The following is a 17,312-nucleotide window of genomic DNA, read 5'->3' on the forward strand; positions in this document are numbered from 1 at the left end:
TTATCCCTCCAGTTCAAAACGGAAATCTTCTACAACCGTGTTCGCGAACAGCTTTTCGCACATTGCTTTGATGCGTACTTCCGCTTCCGCGCGGTCAGTCGTGTCAAGCTCAAGCTCCAAATATTTGCCGATGCGTACTTTTTCGACTTCGGAGAAGCCCAGTGTGTGAAGCGCGCCTTGTACAGCGGTTCCTTGTGGATCCAAAACGTTTTGCTTGATGGTGACGTAGACGGTTGCCTTCATAATAGCCTCCTGAAAATGTGGGTTTTTCTCGCAGCAGCTTAATTGTCAAATGTGGCAGCCGCTCGGGCGCGGGGGTTATTGTCTTCGTCGCTTTCGAAGCCGGGAAATTCTGATTACACGCTTAGCGGTAATTTCCCGGCTTCAAGAAGCGATCGCTGTCGCTCTACGACAACAACTCCCCGCTCTCCGAGCTTCGCACATTTTCATTTAAGACCTTTTGCGAGGGTGGTCGGTGAAGCAATTTTTTGTGGCCGCGTTGTCACTGGCCACCGGATTGATTAGTGCAGCTTTGCTAGTGCACTGGCTGCTGATTTGTGCAGCCTTCGCTTTCGCTGGCTGCCTTGCATTTATGGGGTGCAGCAGCGCTCTCGCTGGCTGCCTGCCTCGTTGCATGCATTCTGCATGCTAAGAGCCTTATTACTGCACGCATTCTGCATGCCAATAGCTTCTGCATTGCTTCAGACGCTGTTGCGCCCCTTTGTTAACGTTGTCGCTTACGCTTGACGCAGTTTTGCTTGAAATGAGCTATCCTGACCTCTCGCTGCATGGTGAGCGAATTGGTTCAGCACAGAGAACAGTCAATAATGCGAAAGCCTTCTACAACTCAGCGCCTGTAAGACGGCGATAAATATCGCGGTAGCGTGCCGTTGTTTCGGCTACTACGGACTCCGGAAGCGGTGCCGGCTTGCTGTCGCGGTCCCAGTCGGAGCCGAGCAAGTAGGTGCGCACTGGTTCTTTGTCCATGCTGTCGATCTCTATATCCAGCGCATAGTTGTCCTCCGCCCAGAAGCGGGAGGAGTCAGGCGTGAAGATTTCGTCGATAAGAATGACTTTTCCGTCAATAAGACCGAATTCGAATTTGCAATCGGCTAGGATGATGCCATGCTCGGCGCAATAGCCGTGAGCGAATTCATAAAGCTTGATGCTGCGGTCGCGAAGCTCTTCGGCAAGCTCGGCGCCGACCATCTCAGCCATCTTCTCAAACGGGATGTCCTCGTCATGGCCAACGTCGTTTTTTGCAGCCGGCGTGAAGATTGGCGCAGGAAAACGTTCGTTTTTATGAAGCCCTGCCGGAAGCTCGATGCCGTTGATTGCAGACGTTTGCTGGTATTGTCTCCAGCCGCCGCCCGTGATATAGCCGCGTACGACGCATTCGATATCGATGCGTTCTGCTTTCCGAGTAACCATGATACGGTTTTTGAGCAGCTCAGGCTCGGTTACGAGTTCGCCAAGCTTCTCTACATCGGTATGAACAACGTGGTTCACTTGGATGCCCTCTGTTTGCTCGAACCAGTACGCCGACAGGCGGTTAAGCACATTGCCCTTGTCCGGCACAGCCGGGTCAAGCACGTAGTCGAACGCGGAGATGCGGTCGGTTACGACGATCAGAAAGTGCTCGCCCAGATCATACAGCTCTCGAACCTTTCCTTTGTAAATAAGCGGAGCTTTGATATAATCGACAGCCGTCGATAAAGCGTGCGATGTTGCGGTCATCAGGCCAGCCTCCCCTTAAATCAATCCCAAACGAGTGAAAATCGTATCGACATGCTTGAGATGCCAAGCCGGGTTAAAGCAATCGTCGATTTCTTCCGCAGTCAGCACGCTTGTAATTTCCTCAGTCTCGCCGATGATGTCGCGGAATTGACGCTGTGTCTCCCACGCCTGCATCGCGCGCGGTTGAACGGTGTCATAAGCTTTCTCGCGGCTGAAGCCTTTGTCGATCAGCTTCGTCAATACGCGTCCCGAGAACGGTACGCCGTATGTCGCTTGCATGTTGCGCTTCATGTTTTCCGGGAACACGGTCAGGTTGTTGATGATGTTGCCCAAACGGTTCAGCATGTAGTTGAGCAGCATCGTTGCATCCGGCAAAATAATCCGCTCAACGGATGAGTGGCTGATATCGCGCTCATGCCATAGGGCAATGTTCTCGTAAGCCGTAACCATATGTCCGCGAATGACGCGGGACAAGCCGGAAATGTTCTCGCAGCCGATTGGGTTGCGTTTATGCGGCATCGCCGAGGAGCCTTTTTGACCTTTGGCGAACGGCTCTTCCACTTCACGGAATTCACTCTTTTGCAGGGCGCGAATTTCGGTTGCGAACTTGTCGAGCGATGAAGCTACAAGCGCAAGTGTCGCCATATATTCAGCATGGCGGTCACGCTGCAGCGTTTGTGTAGAGATAGGAGCTGCAGTGATACCAAGCTTCTTGCATACAAATTCTTCAACAAAAGGGTCGATGTCAGCAAAGGTCCCGACAGCGCCTGACATTTTGCCGAATTGAACGTTGTCAGCCGCATGGTGGAAACGCTCCAGGTTGCGCTTCATTTCCTCGTACCAAAGCGCCATTTTCAGACCAAAGGTCGTTGGCTGAGCATGTACGCCGTGCGTACGGCCCATCATAGGCGTATCCTTGTATTGCAGCGCTTTGTTTTTCAAAATTTCGATAAAGCGTTCGATATCTTTGACAAGAATATCGTTCGCTTGAAGCAGCAGGTAGCCGATTGCTGTATCTACAACGTCGGTGGAAGTAAGGCCGTAATGTACCCATTTGCCTTCAGGGCCCGCTTTCTCTGATACGGCGCGCGTGAACGCGATAACGTCATGGCGCGTATCCTGCTCGATTTCATAAATTCGGTCAATATCGAAGTCTGCAGAGGCGCGAAGCGCAACTACGTCTTCCTTCGGAATAACGCCTAGCTCTGACCAAGCCTCGCATGCGCAAAGCTCAACCTCAAGCCACGCTCTAAATTTATTTTCCTCTGTCCAAATCGCTCTCATTTCCGGTCTGCTGTAACGCTCTAACATTAATTCTTCACACCTTCCAAATAGTTGTTTCTTCAATCCAGCTAAGCGCAGCATCTATGTTCTCTGCCAGGACATTGACATGTCCCATCTTCCGCTTAAAGACAGCTTCCTTCTTTCCGTACAAATGCAGCTTCGGCGCAACCTTGAGACGCTTTGCAGCCTCATCCTGGCTTGCCGTGAGGGCAAGGAGAGGCTCGACATGCTGGCCGAGCACATTAACCATAACAACAGGGCTCATCAGCGCCGTATCGCCGAGCGGCAGGTTGCACACAGCGCGCACATGCTGCTCGAACTGCGACGTCCGGCATGCCTCCATCGTGTAGTGGCCGCTGTTATGCGGGCGAGGGGCAAGCTCGTTCACGAACAGCTCGCCATCTGCCGTCACAAACAGCTCCACTGCGATTAGGCCAACTACGCCAAGCCCTTTAGCAATCCGCATCGCAAGCCGTTCCGCTTCGCGCTGCAGCTCCTCGCTGATTCTTGCCGGAACAATAGACAAATGCAATATATTATCGACATGTATGTTTTCCGCAACGGGAAAAGCTTTAATCTCCCCTTGCGGGCTTCTCGCCGCTATAACCGATAATTCCTTGTCAAAGCGAATGAACTGCTCCAGTACCAATTGAACCTTAGCTCGCGAGAGCGTCTCGTACGCTTCCTCGATTTCGTCCTCGCTGCGAATAACCCATTGGCCCTTGCCGTCATAGCCGCCCATCGCCGTCTTCAGCACGCAGGGCGTACCGAAAGCGGCAACCGCCTCGCGAAGCTCATCAGTGCTGCGAATTTCGCGATATGGTGCAACCTTCACTCCTGCCGCTTCAATCGCTTGCTTCTCGCGAAGCCGATGCTGCGTCGTGTACAGCAGCTTGCTGCCCTGCGGCACGTAAGATTCCTCCATCAGCATCGCTGCCACATCGGCGTCCACATTCTCGAATTCGTAAGTGATGACATCCGAACGCTTCGCAAGCTCGCGAGCCGCTTCGCGATCATCATAGGCGGCAACGATTTGCTCGGCAACCTGCCCGGTCGGGCTGTCCGCGACTGGGTCAATCGCGATGAACCGATAGCCCATCGCACTGCCGGCATTCGCCATCATTCGGCCTAGCTGCCCGCCGCCAAGTATGCCGATCGTGCTGCCTGGCAGCAGCGTGTGGATAGGCTGCTTGTCCGCTTCGCTGCTCATAGCGTTTCACTGCTTTCAAGCACTTCCTGCTTAATGCGCTCGCGGCGGGCTTCCACGCGCGCTTGCACCTCGGGGTCGAAAGCTCCGAGCATTTGCGCTGCCAGAAGTCCTGCATTCGTTCCGCCCGCATTGCCGATTGCTACCGTAGCTACCGGGATGCCGCCAGGCATCTGAACGATGGAGAGCAACGAATCCAGCCCGCTCAAATTTGAGGATTTTACGGGAACGCCAATAACCGGCAAAATCGTCTTCGCAGCGACCATGCCGGGCAAATGTGCAGCTCCGCCAGCCCCGGCGATAATCACCTTTAGCCCGCGCTCTACCGCAGTTTCCGCGTATTCAAACATGAGGTCCGGCGTCCGGTGTGCCGAAACGACCTTTTTCTCATAAGGAATTTGCAATTCCTCCAAAACGTCGCAGGCTAGTTTCATTGTGTCCCAATCCGATTTGCTGCCCATGATGACGCCAACCTTCGCAGACATGCGATCAAACCCACTTTCATGTATAAGTTTATAAACCATCAAGCGACTATGACTTAAAGCCGTAAAAAACAGAAAAAGCCCGCCAGCAACCAATTAAATAGGAATGCCGCAGGACTCGAGCGGAAGCATTAAGGATCAACAAGCAATCGCAATGACTGCGGACATCCATTAAGCTTCACTTCAATGAGGACGAGCAAGCCGGGCCAATATGCCTGAGAGACAACAGAAGGCTGCCCCATAAGAGAGGCAACCTATGTCCAACTTAAAAGGGCATATATGAGCTGCGAACTTGCTATATGGCGATCCAAGCCGAGATCCTGTTGGTTTCAATTGATGCAGCTCGCTTGATTCGCTTATCCATTCATCTTGCTCGTAGTCCGAAAATTAAGGTTTCCGGGTAGAAACATTCAGGCCTAATCCCAAATATATACGAGGGTGACTTTAAATAAAATAGGAAGAAAATAATCAGATTCATCCTTATGTTCCAGTTATAAATTTACGCGCAACGCCGCCGCCTCCATTCGAGGAAATTCGACAGCCGTTTTCGCTTCGGCAGTATCTCTGCCTCAAACCTATTCTAGTTTATCTAATCCCCAAACTACTGTCAATGAAATACGAACATTAAAAGAGAATGTTTTATAAAGGTTCGTTTTTTTGAAGAAAAGAACCGGAAATTCAGAACTGCTTAACCAAAAAAAGGGGATTACCTGCTGCAGCGCGCCGTATTTATCCCCATTGAGCCTCACTGCCGCAATCAGCAGCATCAGCAAAGTGTCGATCATCAATTACAATGAACAGAATCAACCGTAAGAAAAAAAGGCATTTTTCGCCGTTTTTCCACTCTGCTTGCTTATTATTCCCAATCCTCCGTATTCCTTCCGCGATTGGCTATGATTTTTCAGAATTTTACAGCAAAAAAAGCTGTTCGTTTATACATTCATACTTTGTAATAAGCAGACTAGGAATAGCTCTCTTTGAATAGAGTTATAACGGCGAGTTTTTTGGAATAAGAAGCGGCAGGCAAGGGCGGTCGCTTGAGCATGCAGATTGATTTTGAAAAGGAGGTTCGGCGAAGGTGCTGATCCATGTCGTGCAAAAAGGTGACTCGCTTTATAAGCTGGCACAGAACCATGACGTTTCCGTAGATGATATTGCAGCAGCCAACGGATTGAGTAATCAAACGGTGCTCATCGTTGGACAATCGCTAATCATTCCAACCGAAGCAGCCAGTCACAGGGTACGTGCTTCCGAAACACTGTGGCAAATTGCCCAGCGATACGGCGTTTCGCTGCAGGAGCTGGCGGCTGCCAACCAGATTACTAATCCTGCACTTATTTATCCCGGCCAAACGATCGTCATTCCGCAGCCAGCTCGGCCAACGATTGAAGTCAATGCTTATACGGAGAAATTTGGACCCGCAGGCGTCGAAATCGTTGAGGAAATCGGTGAATATTTAACCTACCTGAGTCCGTTCAGCTACCGCGTACAGACCGATGGCACTTTAACGACGTTAGACGATTCAGCTATAATTAACGCCGCCTACAGCAAGCGTGCCGCTCCAATGATGGTAATTACAAATTTCGAGAACGGCACGTTCAGCTCGGATATCGCACATACGATTTTGGCCAATCCCGATCTTCAACAGAAGCTTATCACTAACATTCTCGCAACGATGAATCAAAAGGGTTATCTAGCGCTAAATGTAGATTTCGAGTACATCTTTCCCGCTGACCGCGAGCTTTACAACGCATTTCTGCAAAGACTTGTCGACAGTCTTCATCCGGAAAACTATCTCGTATCCACCTGCCTCGCTCCTAAAATAAGCGCCGCCCAGACCGGCACGCTTTATGAAGCACATGATTATCCCGCTCATGGACGTATCGTTGATTTTGTCATATTAATGACCTATGAATGGGGCTGGTCTGGCGGTCCCCCGCGTGCCGTCGCACCGCTGAACGAGGTTAATAAGGTGCTTAGCTACGCCCTGACCGTCATTCCAGCTGAAAAAATCGTAATGGGCATGCCGTTATACGGCTATGACTGGACGCTTCCTTATGTTCAAGGAGCAAAATGGGCCCCAACCGTCAGTCCGAAGGAAGCGGTAGAGCGTGCAGGCAAATATGGCGCTGAAATCAAATATGACGATGAAGGTCAATCGCCTTACTACAGCTATTATGATGAGGAAGGGCGCGAGCATATCGTCTGGTTTGAGGATGCGCGCAGCGTACAGGCCAAATTCAATCTGGTCAAAACCTATAAACTGCGCGGCGTCAGCTACTGGGTGCTTGGCGTTCCGTTCCCGCAAAATTGGTATGTGCTTCAAGCCAACTTTACGATTAAAAAGCTTGTTTAGCGCCCAGTCTCGTTTGACAAAAAAAGACCGCAGCGTTCGTTAATGACGAACACTGCGGTTTTTTTCATAGCTGCTACACCAGCCATACGGTCTTCGCCGTAGCAGGAATTCGCTTTGGCTCTGGCGCAACCATGTCAGGATACCCCAAGTATAAAAAACCGACGATTTGGTCTTTCTCCGCAAGCCCAAACGTTTCTTTCATAAGTGGATGATACATCGGATCACCGGAACGCCAAATCGCTCCAAGTCCATTTGCATGGGCAGCCAGCAGCAGATTTTGCACGGCTGCCTGAGCAGCCGCAAGCTCTTCTGCCAGCACCGCGCGCGGATCGTCTGATGGCGAGCATATGGCTGCAATTACGACAGGCGATCGGTAGGCTTTCGTACGTTCCTTAGCCAATCGCTCTTCAAGCTGCTCCCCGACCAGCTCAGGAACTGCGGCAGCAGATACACGTGCGTAGCCTTCAGCAAGCCGCTCTCTTCCGTCACCTGTCATAACAATAAATGACCATGGCTGTGTATTAAAATGACTAGGCGCCCACGCTGCTGCGTCCAGCAGCCTTTCAATTAACGCACGCTCAACGGGGTCCTTCTTCACTCTGCCTATCGTTCTTCGCGTGCGAATCGCTTCCTCAATGTTCATCTTCCGAATCTCCTTCGATCAAATGACTTTAACGGGTCTTCTGATTCTATTGCTCGAACAGATGCAGGTACTCGCCGTACCCTTCCTGCTCCAGCTTATCTTTGCCGACGAACCGCAGCGATGCGGAGTTAATGCAGTACCGGAGTCCTGTCGGATGAGGTCCATCATCGAACACATGGCCAAGATGGGAATCCCCCTCTTTGCTTCGAACCTCGACTCTCACCATATGATGCGTAGTGTCTGTGTGTTCGGAAACCGCAGCAGCCTGCAGCGGCTTCGTGAAGCTCGGCCAGCCGCAGCCCGCATCGTATTTGTCGCGGGAGCTGAACAGCGGCTCACCCGAGACGATATCCACATAGATGCCATCCTCGGTGTGATCCCAGTATTCGCCGGTGAACGGACGCTCTGTTCCGCTGTTTTGCGTCACTTCGTACTGGATTGGAGTGAGCTGCTGCTTAAGCTCGGCTTGGTCCTTCTTAACGGTCCAGTTCTGCGAAATAAACGCGTCGCGGCCGGAGCCTTTACGGTACATTTTATAGCGGTAAGGATTCGATTTGTGATAGCCCTGATGATAGTCCTCTGCCGGATAGAAGGCTTGCGCAGGCTCGATCTCCGTCACGATTGGACGATCAAAGCGGCCGCTAGCCTCAAGCTCCTGCTTGGAAGCTTCCGCAAGCGCATGCTGCTGCTCATCATAATAATAAATGCCGGTTCTATACGATTCGCCGCGATCATGGAACTGCCCGCCTGCATCAGTCGGATCAATTTGTCTCCAGAATAAATCAAGCAGCTTCTCGTACGGGAAAATTTGCGGATCATACGTAATTTGCACCGCTTCCGCATGACCTGTCGTCTCCGAGCAAACCTCCTGATAGGTTGGGTTTACGGTATGCCCGCCCGTGTATCCGGAATCGACCTTTATAATGCCTGGCATTTCCTCGAATGGTGAAACCATGCACCAGAAGCAGCCTCCTGCGAACATGGCTTTCGCCTGAACTCGGCTCGCGCCGTTATTTGTGATTGGTTGATCCATGCTGATCACCCTCCTAATTGGTTCAAATCATAACTAGCACCTCTATTATACATGACGACTGCTGCTAATCACAAAAAAAGAGGACTGCCGCTGTTAAACGGCATATCCTCCTGAAGTCAATTATTCAAAATCGTAACCCGGTAAAAATACGAATAAGATCGGCAACGAACTAGCCCCCGGTGATGTATACGTAATGGTAACTTCCGGCGGCAGCTTAGGAGCCGATTGCCCATCCTCCGGTTTCTTCTGCGTATAAATCAATACGCCTTCTCCCAAGTTCAAGTGCCCGCCTGTCGGGACAGATACAACATTGCCATTTACAGAAACCGCGCCTTGAAAGATGCCTGCGCGCGGATTGAGGATAATGCGGGTTCCGTAGGTGACATCCTTAAGCTTGATTGTCGTCACTGCCCCATATTCCCCGCCGTTGAATGTCGATTCGCCAGTCAGCGCATCTACACCAACCATGCTGGTGCCGCGGCTGCCTAGACGGAGCTTGCCCTCTTTAAGGCCAATAGTCTCATTTACTTCAATCAACTGATCCGTATCCAAAAATCTTCCCCGATTGCCTACCTTCTCTAGCTGCTCCAGATTGAACACCGAGCTTAAAGCGTCCGACCATTCTCTCAGAGCCATCGTCGAGAACGTCAATGGTCCATCCGAGTCAACGTCCAGCAAACCAGAGAAGCCTTCTCCTGGATTCATAATGATTTTCTCCAGCTCCGGCAGCAGCACAGCCGATGTACCAGGTTCAATAATCATCTCGCGAGGCAAGCTGCCCGTCAGGTATCTTGTCACTGCGGCAGATCCAAATTGCATCGCATTCACGCTTGGACCCGCTAAGCCTCGGTTGCCTAACGTCAATGTAATCGCTTCGCTTTGCATATTCGTAACCACAACTGCTAATTTCATCCGTTCTTCAGCGCCGTTCCGATGATGAATGAACATGCGGCTTGGACCATCCAGTACATCCTCATACAGCAGTCCTTCGCCAAAAAACCGCTCCGGCGCGTTGGACATATACAATGTCGTATAGCCTTTTGTTTCAAAAGTAGGAACATCCTCAAAGCTATTCATCAGCTTTGCATCCACGCCGAATTTATCGCCGGGATTACCATAGCGCATGTAGTATTCATAAGGCGTGTACATGACTTCGTCAGTAACCGTAATATCCTGCACCGCTTGTGGACTCCAAGTGCCATCGTTATCATAAACGGATTGCGTAACCGCATAAACCCCCGGCTCAAAGTACGCGCTTTTGCGACCCGTCCATTCCGTTTTCAGAATCTTTCCATCAGGATCATAGCTAAGATCCTCAAATTCTACCGGCTCGCCAAGCTTCACTTGAACCGGAGCCTTAAAATTCGCTACCGGAGCGATGTTCGGATCTGGCTGAATCGTTATTGTAATTTGTTTGAGCTGTGCATTGTACACATATGCTGCGTTCCACAGCAGCTTAACGGAGGACAATGGCACATGCATCGTACCATTAATGCGCATTGCCGCATTTGGCATAACCATATATTTTCCGTTGCGGACCGCGCCGCGCATGTTGACGTTTAACGTCACTTTGTTGAGATAAGTATCGATATGAGTGCCCTTGCTATCGTTATATACGCTTGCCCCTACTGAGGCGGCCATCGTACGAACCGGAATCATGGTGACTCCTTTTACTACCGGCAGCGGCGTCGCCATTTGCTGCGCCTTGCCATTCAACGTCATTTGCTTCGACCCGTGCACAAACACCAGCTTGATTGGCTGACGCTCTGCTGCATCTGCTTGTTCCTTTGCTCCAAAACCTGTGCCTACAAGCGCTACTAGCAAGCTGGCTACGATTGCTCGCTTAGCAAATCGCTTGATCCAATTCTCTCTATTCATCCTGATCTCCTTCCGATTTGCGGCATCGACTGCCGCATCCCGAATGATTAGACGCAGGTAAGGGGTAGAATGTTCCGGTGAAAAATCAAATTTACATAAAATTCCCACCTGACACGGAGGACATCTATATCTCTCTTTGTTACAATAAGATGACATCCGCAACTATTTAGCAGCAATAGATGTCTAAAACGATGAGTCCCAATGCTTGCAGTTCGTTCATCCGTTCTTTCGTGCAAGTGACTAACAAGAGAGGTGAATGAATAGAATGAGTGATTTGATTTTGGAACAACGCACTGCTAGCCAATCCGACAAGAAGACGCGCAAAAAGAAAGGGAACCGTCCCTTCCTCCTTTTCGTTTGCGTTTGGCTCATTATTATATGCTCCGGCATACTAGGCGCCAAATGGTATACCGAACGGATTCAGCAGACACTGTCCGCTGATCTGGAGCGTCAAACCGCCAGTCAAATTTCGGCGATGCAGCAAGCCTACGAGGCTCGCATGCTTCAGCTCGAAACGAATTACACGACAGATCTTTCCGAGCTAAAGGCCAAGGTCGATGCGCTGAATGAGCTGCTTACGTTCACGAAGGATAACGCCGCTTCCAAGACCGACAACAGCAATAAGCTGTATACGCAATTGAATGAAGTGAAGAAGCAGCTGAACGAGCTGCAGAAGAGCTTGGATGTGCTCAAATGAATCTGACCGTCAAAGCGTTGAACCGCACAGCCTTGCTCGCTTGCGCGCCTTTTCTCGGCATTATGATATGGCTGTTATTATCCGATATCGTTATTCAATTGCCTGCAGAAGCGTTTCCGAAGCCTATAACCGAACAAATAAGGCTCCCGGAAACGGATATTAAGCCTGCCGCGACTGGTCTTGATCTTGCCCAGGAAACGGCGTCACAAACTCGTGAATCGATACAAAGGCAAATAAAGCTGTATAAACAAACGAATGCCGATATGGCAAAAATTACATCGATGGCAGCCTCGCAAGCAATGAGGCCGCTCCAAATTTACGATCGCAATATAACGAGGAAGCTGGGCAATACTTCCGCCACAATCGAATCGGACAAGCTGAGAGCTCAGCTATTCTACATAAAAGCAGAAAACTTTACTGCCTATGCGCTCAAAGTGAAGCTAAAGAGCAAAGACGCGATGACGATGACGCTTGGCGGCGATGAGCTCGGCAAGGCTGAGACTACGCTGGCTGCCGTTAAACGTCATCAGGCTGTAGCCGGCATTAATGCAGGGGGCTTCGCCGATGGCCGCGGGAAGCGATATCCGCTAAGCACGACTATCGTTGACGGCAGCTATGCGACCGGCTTCGAGCCGCCGCATGCGGATTTGTTTTTTGTCGGATTAAATGATAAGAATGAGCTGATTGGCGGGAAGTTCGCGACTAAGCAGCAGCTTGATGCTCAAAATCCGAAGTTCGGCGCATCCTTTGTGCCTGTCCTGCTTCGCGGCGGTTCTCCACAGCCGATTCCGGTTAAATGGCAAACGAGTCCGAAGCGCGCTCCGCGAACCATTATAGCCAACTACAAGGATGACCAGCTGCTATTTCTTGTCGCTGATGGGTATAACGAATCCGGCAGCTCCGGCGCTACGCTTGGCGAAATGCAGCTGCTGCTTCAGCGCTACGGTGCGGTCGACGGCTATAATTTGGATGGCGGCGGCTCTTCCTCGCTCATTTTTAACGGGCGCGTCATCAATAAGCCTTCTGATAGTCAGCTTCGCAAGCTGCCGACCCATTTTCTGTTTTTTAAATAATTAGGCTCGGATAGCGCGATAGCGCTGACTTGTGAATATACTAGTACCGAACTCCCTGAATCAGACTCCTGCTAACGCTTTTTTTGGGAAAGGAGCAGCAGTGATGGGCATCGGAGCAACATGGTATCGCAAAACATTATTGACGATCACGGGCATTCCGCTTGTAGAGAAGCTGTCAACGACCTATGGCAAGAGGCTGGCCAGCAAGTTTATTGCGGGTGAAACGCTTGAGGAAGCTTTGAAGGAAATCGAGTTGCTTGGCAAGCTCGGCATTATGACTACGCTCGATCATCTTGGCGAAGGCATCCGAGATTTAAGCGAGGCTTCCGTATATAAGGAGCAATATTTAAAGCTTATTGAAGGCATTGCTGCCTGCAAGGCAAGCTCCAACGTATCGTTGAAGCCATCCCAAATGGGTCTCGCTCTGGACCAAGCCGCCTGCTATGCCAACATTCGCGATGTGGTGAAGCATGCACGCCGCCATCGCAATTTTGTTCGGATCGACATGGAAAATACGCCTTATACGCAGGCGACGATCGACATCGTGAAGCGGCTGCATGCCGAAGGCTTAACGAATGTGGGAACCGTGCTGCAGGCTTACCTGTTCCGAACGGAGCAGGACGCTAAGGATATGCTGCAAGCGCGCATTAACCTACGCCTTGTGAAAGGCGCCTATAAAGAATCGGATGAAGTCGCATTTCAGAAGCCTGACGAGGTCATTGCAAGCTTTAAAAGCATGATCAAGCTGCATTTGGACAGAGGCGTCTATGCGGCAATCGCCTCGCATGACGATGCGATTATCAGTTGGGTGAAGGCTTACGCGCGCACGCATCGAATTCCGAAACATGCTTTCGAGTTTCAAATGCTGTACGGTCTACGCATGAGTGAGCAAGCCAAGCTAGCCAAGGAAGGTTATCGAATCCGCTGCTATGTTCCATACGGCGTCATGTGGTACCCCTACTTCACCCGCCGGCTCGCCGAGAAGCCCGCCAACCTTATGATGGTTCTTAAAAACATGTCTGTACTTAAGCGCTGAGCTGCCCCTATGGCGGCTTCAGCGCTTTCTTTCATTTCGTATATAAACTTAAAAGAGTTCGGATAGGAGCTGTAAGCACGTATTTGTTCTTATAGCGAAAAAGTAGCTTGTGTTTGTGATCATTAAGCACCCATACGTGCTTATATAGAGAATTCGGCGTGTGAGATTGCTCGAAATGGCACTTTAAGCACGTATTTGTTCTTACAGCGAAAAAGTAGCTTGTGTTTGTGATCATTAAGCACCCATACGTGCCTATAGAGAAAATTCGGTATGTGAGATTGCTCGAAATGGCCCTGTAAGCACGTATTTGCTCTTATACTATAACTAGCTAGTACTCTTCTTGAGTCAGCTTTATTTAGCTGAGTTAACTTTTAACGCTATCGCTTCTTTTAGCATGCTCAAATCCCGTTCACTGTCCAAATAAAGCTCCTCGGCCTCCTGCTGCGTAATCCATTCGAAGCGAAAGCGGTCGCCCGGCTTCAACTGGGCGAAAACAGGAATGTCGACCGTTGCAACCTGCGCGATTCGGGGATAACCGCCCGTTGTCTGTCTATCGGCTAGCAGCACAATCGGATTTCCATCAGTAGGCACTTGTACGGTTCCATTTGCGACTGCCTCCGATAGCAAGTCTTGCGGGGCAGCGAGCATAAGCTTCTGTGCGCCCTCGAGTCGGTACCCCATCCGATCTGACTGAGGAGATATTTGAAAGGTTTGGCGAAATAGGCTCGTCCGGCTCTCCTGTGTAAACAACTCGTAATGGGTACCCGGCATCGCACGAATAATCGGGTCAGCCAGATTATCCGCTATGGCGAAATGACTTGCATGCCAAAGCGGCACCGCAAAGCTGCCCCCCCAGCCTCGGCTCAAAGCATGCTTCAATCGCTCTGACAGCAAGCCGGGAGCTTTGGCAGTCAGCGCATCTCCTGCCTTTAATGCCCTTCCCTGATAACCTCCGATAGCGCCGCGCAGGTAGGTGCTTTTGCTGCCCATTACCTCCGGTACATCCAGTCCGCCCGCAACCGCCAAATAAGAGCGGCAGCCGGATTCGCAGGCACCAAATCTGATGATGGTTCCCGCGCGAATGAGCGCTGGTCGCCATAGAGGCAGCTCCTCGCCACCTGCAGTGACGAACATTCGTGCACCGCAAATCGCAAGCAGCATATCCTTCTCCAAAACCAGCGCCGTTCCGGTAAGCGTAATTTCAAGCACCGCTTCATGCCCCTCGTTGCCGACCAACAGATTGGCTGCTCGCGCCGCTCCCGTATCCATAGCCCCGCCTGCGACTACGCCATATTTTTGAAAACCATGCCTCCCAAGATCCTGCACGGTAACGAGCAGGCCGGGACGAATCACTTGTATACTCATAATTCACCTTCTATATAAAGCTTATATTGCTGCTCCGTTACTGGCTTGAATCTAACCGCATCCCCCGGTCTAAGCAGGCTCGGAATCTCGTCCTGAGGTCGAAATAAAGCAAGCGGCGTTCTCCCGATCAACTGCCAGCCGCCCGGCGTTGCTACTGAATAAACGCCAGTTTGCTTGCCCGCTATGCCAACGCTGCCCTCCGGTATGATCGTTCTCGGCGTCTGATGTCTTGGAGCGGCAATTCGCTCCGACATCCCGCCTAAGTAAGGAAAGCCTGGCGCAAAACCGAGCATATGCACCAAATAGCGTCCATCCGCATGAATAGCGATCACCTCTTCCTCCGAAAGTCCGTTCAGCTCAGCTACAAGACTAAGATCGGGACCATATTCCCCGCCGTAGCAAACAGGGATTTCAATCGTTCTAGCCTGTTGATCGGTTGGGCACAGCTGCTCTTTGGAAAGGTAAGTCTGTACTCTATCGCATACGGTTTCGAAAATCGCAGCATGCTGGCGCTCTCCTCCTGCCCTGCTTCTCTTCACAAGCAGCGGGTCATAGTGAATGGTTACCGATACGAAGGACGGCACGCATTCGATTAATCCGGCAAATGGCCGCTCCTCTAATGCACGGCTTAAATTCATGACGATCCGATTGGTTTCCGTGTCAATGCCGCTGCCCAAACGAATGATTAAGGCAGAATCGCCAAGCGGCACCATTTCATAAGAAGCATTCAACACTGATCTCCCTTTCTCCACACTCATCTACCCGCCTTCTTCACGGCAATGCCTTCTGCCTCTAATGCCGCCCGCAGCTGCATAACATGCTCTACTGCACCTGGCGTATCTCCGTGAACACACACCGAGTCTGCATGCAAAATAAAGCTGCTCTGCTGCCGCGTACGAACCTCGCCATCTTTAACCATCCTTACCGCTTGCTCTGCCGAGCGAGCAGGATCAGCAATGACAGCCCCTTCTGTTCCCCGCGGCGTAAGCGATCCATCCGATTCATAGGATCGGTCTGCAAATACTTCGCTGATCGTTTGCAGACCAATCGCGTCACCTGCACGAATGAGCTCGCTTCCTGCTAGACCGAATAACAGCAGACTGGGCTCAACCTTATAGATCGCCTCCGCTATCGCATCGGCAAGCGGCCTGCTTTTGGCAGCCATATTATACAAAGCGCCATGCGGCTTCACGTGCGCGACGGCGCCTCCTTCGGATTTGGCAAAAGCATAGATCGCGCCAAGCTGATAAACCGTCAGCTCGTATGCCTCCTCTTGCGTAATATCCATCGCGCGTCTGCCAAAGCCAGCCAAATCAGGCAGCCCTGGATGCGCGCCAATCGCTACGCCATGTGAAAGCGCCAGCTTAACCGTATGGCGAATAGTCGCAGCGTCTCCCGCATGAAATCCGCATGCAATATTCGCAGAAGTAATATATTTCATCAGCTCGCTGTCTGAGCTTGTTCGATAAACGCCGAAGCCTTCTCCCATATCGCAATTCAAATCTATGCGATGCATATTGCTCACCCTTCCTCCTGCCGCAGCATTCTTTTTTCAAAAGTATAGCAAATGACTGCCGTAAAAAGGACTTCCCGCCGCTTCACATGCAAAAAAAAAGAAGCGGCGCCGGTCCAGCACTGCTTCTTCAATATCGTCTATTCTCCGCCCATGAATACATAACGGCCAATGATCAGCACTGCTAGAATCCACATGAGCCAGTGTATTTTGTACTTGCCTTTGCCTGACAAGTTAGCAACCGTTGCAAGAAGCACGTACGATACGATACCGAACGAAATACCGTTTGCAATGTTGTACGTAAGCGGCATGAATGCCAGCGTCAAGAAGGAAGGAATCGCATAAACCATATCCGAGAAGTCGATATCTTTTACCGATTGCATCATGAGTACGCCTACGATAATAAGCGCAGCAGCCGTAGCCGCACCTGGAACAAGCGCAACGATCGGCGACAAGAAGATCGCGAGCAGAAAGCAAATGCCTGTCGTTACTGCCGTTAGGCCCGTACGACCACCTTGTGCAATACCTGCTGAGCTCTCTACGAATGCAGTCACTGTGCTTGTACCTAGTACCGCACCGCCGCTGACGCCAATGGCATCCACGAACATCGCTTTACCAACGCGTTTTTTGCCCTTTTCCGCATCCTTCATGTAACCAGCACGGTTTGCGGTACCAACAAGCGTACCGAACGTGTCGAACATCTCAACGAAAGTGAATGTTAGAATGACAGTTACGAGACCAACCTCGAACAATCCCGCAAAATCAAAATGCCAGAAGTTCATTTTCGTAAAATCAGGCACCCATGTTTGATTCGTAAAGGCTGCCTTCACGTCAACATGGCCAATTAGAATCGCAATGACTGTCGTTCCCAAAATACCGAACAAAAGTAAGCGTCAAATCCAGCCCACCTTCAACGTCCAAACCATTCATGAGAAAATGAAGGCAACCCAATGAAGGAGGTTGCCACATGACCACGAGAGAACAACGTCGTCAAGCATGGATTGAACG

The 17,312-nt window shown here is 50.8% G+C and carries 15 protein-coding genes, 1 pseudogene and 1 riboswitch; of the genes and pseudogenes, 4 read left to right on the forward strand and 12 right to left on the reverse strand.

All coding sequences use genetic code 11. The features are described 5' to 3' along the window. The 5 genes from purS to purE all read right to left on the reverse strand — a co-directional run bounded on the left by purS (nucleotide 1) and on the right by purE (nucleotide 4,713). On the reverse strand, nucleotides 1-246 hold the full coding sequence (purS, locus tag AC2TDN_RS23930; RefSeq protein WP_175598164.1) for a phosphoribosylformylglycinamidine synthase subunit PurS: 246 nt from the start codon (nucleotides 244-246) through the stop codon (nucleotides 1-3). Nucleotides 247-840: 594 nt separating this feature from the next. Continuing rightward, the gene (locus AC2TDN_RS23935) at nucleotides 841-1,737 is read right to left on the reverse strand and encodes a phosphoribosylaminoimidazolesuccinocarboxamide synthase (RefSeq protein WP_482069271.1); all 897 of its coding nucleotides are present in this window, start codon (nucleotides 1,735-1,737) and stop codon (nucleotides 841-843) included. Between the two features lie 15 nt (nucleotides 1,738-1,752). Next, on the reverse strand, nucleotides 1,753-3,048 hold the full coding sequence (gene purB / locus AC2TDN_RS23940; protein WP_482069270.1) for an adenylosuccinate lyase: 1,296 nt from the start codon (nucleotides 3,046-3,048) through the stop codon (nucleotides 1,753-1,755). Between the two features lie 7 nt (nucleotides 3,049-3,055). Beyond that, entirely contained in the window at nucleotides 3,056-4,231 is a 1,176-nt protein-coding gene (gene purK / locus AC2TDN_RS23945) for a 5-(carboxyamino)imidazole ribonucleotide synthase (RefSeq protein ID WP_484690430.1), read from the reverse strand. Beyond that, nucleotides 4,228-4,713 carry a 5-(carboxyamino)imidazole ribonucleotide mutase gene (gene purE / locus AC2TDN_RS23950; RefSeq protein WP_053377464.1) on the reverse strand — a complete coding sequence of 162 codons (486 nt, stop codon included), beginning with the start codon at nucleotides 4,711-4,713 and terminating at the stop codon, nucleotides 4,228-4,230. The genes purK and purE overlap by 4 nt, the downstream gene beginning before the upstream one ends. 353 nt (nucleotides 4,714-5,066) lie before the next feature. Next, a riboswitch (purine riboswitch) is annotated at nucleotides 5,067-5,166 on the reverse strand. Nucleotides 5,167-5,788: 622 nt separating this feature from the next. Between purE and AC2TDN_RS23955 the strand changes: the two genes are divergently transcribed. Further along, a complete protein-coding gene (locus AC2TDN_RS23955) occupies nucleotides 5,789-7,066 on the forward strand; it encodes a glycoside hydrolase family 18 protein (protein WP_482069268.1) in 1,278 nt (425 codons plus the stop codon). A gap of 73 nt (nucleotides 7,067-7,139) precedes the next feature. Here AC2TDN_RS23955 and AC2TDN_RS23960 read toward each other — a convergent pair whose 3' ends face one another. The 3 genes from AC2TDN_RS23960 to AC2TDN_RS23970 form a co-directional block, all read right to left on the reverse strand. Beyond that, nucleotides 7,140-7,709 (reverse strand): nitroreductase family protein, encoded by a 570-nt coding sequence (locus tag AC2TDN_RS23960; protein WP_484690431.1) that lies wholly within the window; start codon nucleotides 7,707-7,709, stop codon nucleotides 7,140-7,142. Between the two features lie 46 nt (nucleotides 7,710-7,755). Further along, nucleotides 7,756-8,742 (reverse strand): peptide-methionine (S)-S-oxide reductase MsrA, encoded by a 987-nt coding sequence (gene msrA / locus AC2TDN_RS23965; protein ID WP_484690432.1) that lies wholly within the window; start codon nucleotides 8,740-8,742, stop codon nucleotides 7,756-7,758. A gap of 120 nt (nucleotides 8,743-8,862) precedes the next feature. Further along, on the reverse strand, nucleotides 8,863-10,620 hold the full coding sequence (locus AC2TDN_RS23970; protein ID WP_484690433.1) for a stalk domain-containing protein: 1,758 nt from the start codon (nucleotides 10,618-10,620) through the stop codon (nucleotides 8,863-8,865). A gap of 265 nt (nucleotides 10,621-10,885) precedes the next feature. Here AC2TDN_RS23970 and AC2TDN_RS23975 point away from each other — a divergent pair, with 265 nt between their 5' ends. The 3 genes from AC2TDN_RS23975 (at nucleotide 10,886) to AC2TDN_RS23985 (ending at nucleotide 13,426) form a co-directional block, all read left to right on the forward strand. Beyond that, on the forward strand, nucleotides 10,886-11,317 hold the full coding sequence (locus AC2TDN_RS23975) for a hypothetical protein (protein ID WP_482069264.1): 432 nt from the start codon (nucleotides 10,886-10,888) through the stop codon (nucleotides 11,315-11,317). Beyond that, nucleotides 11,314-12,390 carry a phosphodiester glycosidase family protein gene (locus tag AC2TDN_RS23980; RefSeq protein WP_484690434.1) on the forward strand — a complete coding sequence of 359 codons (1,077 nt, stop codon included), beginning with the start codon at nucleotides 11,314-11,316 and terminating at the stop codon, nucleotides 12,388-12,390. Before AC2TDN_RS23975 ends, AC2TDN_RS23980 begins: the two co-directional genes overlap by 4 nt. 103 nt (nucleotides 12,391-12,493) lie before the next feature. Next, nucleotides 12,494-13,426: a proline dehydrogenase family protein gene (locus AC2TDN_RS23985; protein ID WP_484690435.1), complete on the forward strand. Its 933-nt coding sequence runs from the start codon at nucleotides 12,494-12,496 to the stop codon at nucleotides 13,424-13,426. 351 nt (nucleotides 13,427-13,777) lie between these two features. On the opposite strand, the gene AC2TDN_RS23990 is transcribed toward AC2TDN_RS23985, so the two are convergent. From AC2TDN_RS23990 to AC2TDN_RS24005, 4 genes and pseudogenes are all read right to left on the reverse strand, one after another. Beyond that, nucleotides 13,778-14,791 carry a 5-oxoprolinase subunit C family protein gene (locus AC2TDN_RS23990; RefSeq protein WP_484690436.1) on the reverse strand — a complete coding sequence of 338 codons (1,014 nt, stop codon included), beginning with the start codon at nucleotides 14,789-14,791 and terminating at the stop codon, nucleotides 13,778-13,780. Then, complete coding sequence (gene pxpB, locus AC2TDN_RS23995; protein WP_484690437.1) at nucleotides 14,788-15,549, reverse strand: 5-oxoprolinase subunit PxpB; 762 nt, start codon at nucleotides 15,547-15,549, stop codon at nucleotides 14,788-14,790. Before pxpB ends, AC2TDN_RS23990 begins: the two co-directional genes overlap by 4 nt. After that, complete coding sequence (locus tag AC2TDN_RS24000) at nucleotides 15,546-16,307, reverse strand: 5-oxoprolinase subunit PxpA (RefSeq protein ID WP_484690439.1); 762 nt, start codon at nucleotides 16,305-16,307, stop codon at nucleotides 15,546-15,548. The genes pxpB and AC2TDN_RS24000 overlap by 4 nt, the downstream gene beginning before the upstream one ends. 137 nt (nucleotides 16,308-16,444) lie before the next feature. Further along, nucleotides 16,445-17,191 (reverse strand): annotated as a pseudogene (locus AC2TDN_RS24005) (solute carrier family 23 protein); the annotation flags it as partial. Nucleotides 17,192-17,312: the final 121 nt, after the last annotated feature.

Source organism: Paenibacillus sp. Y660, assembly GCF_057221575.1.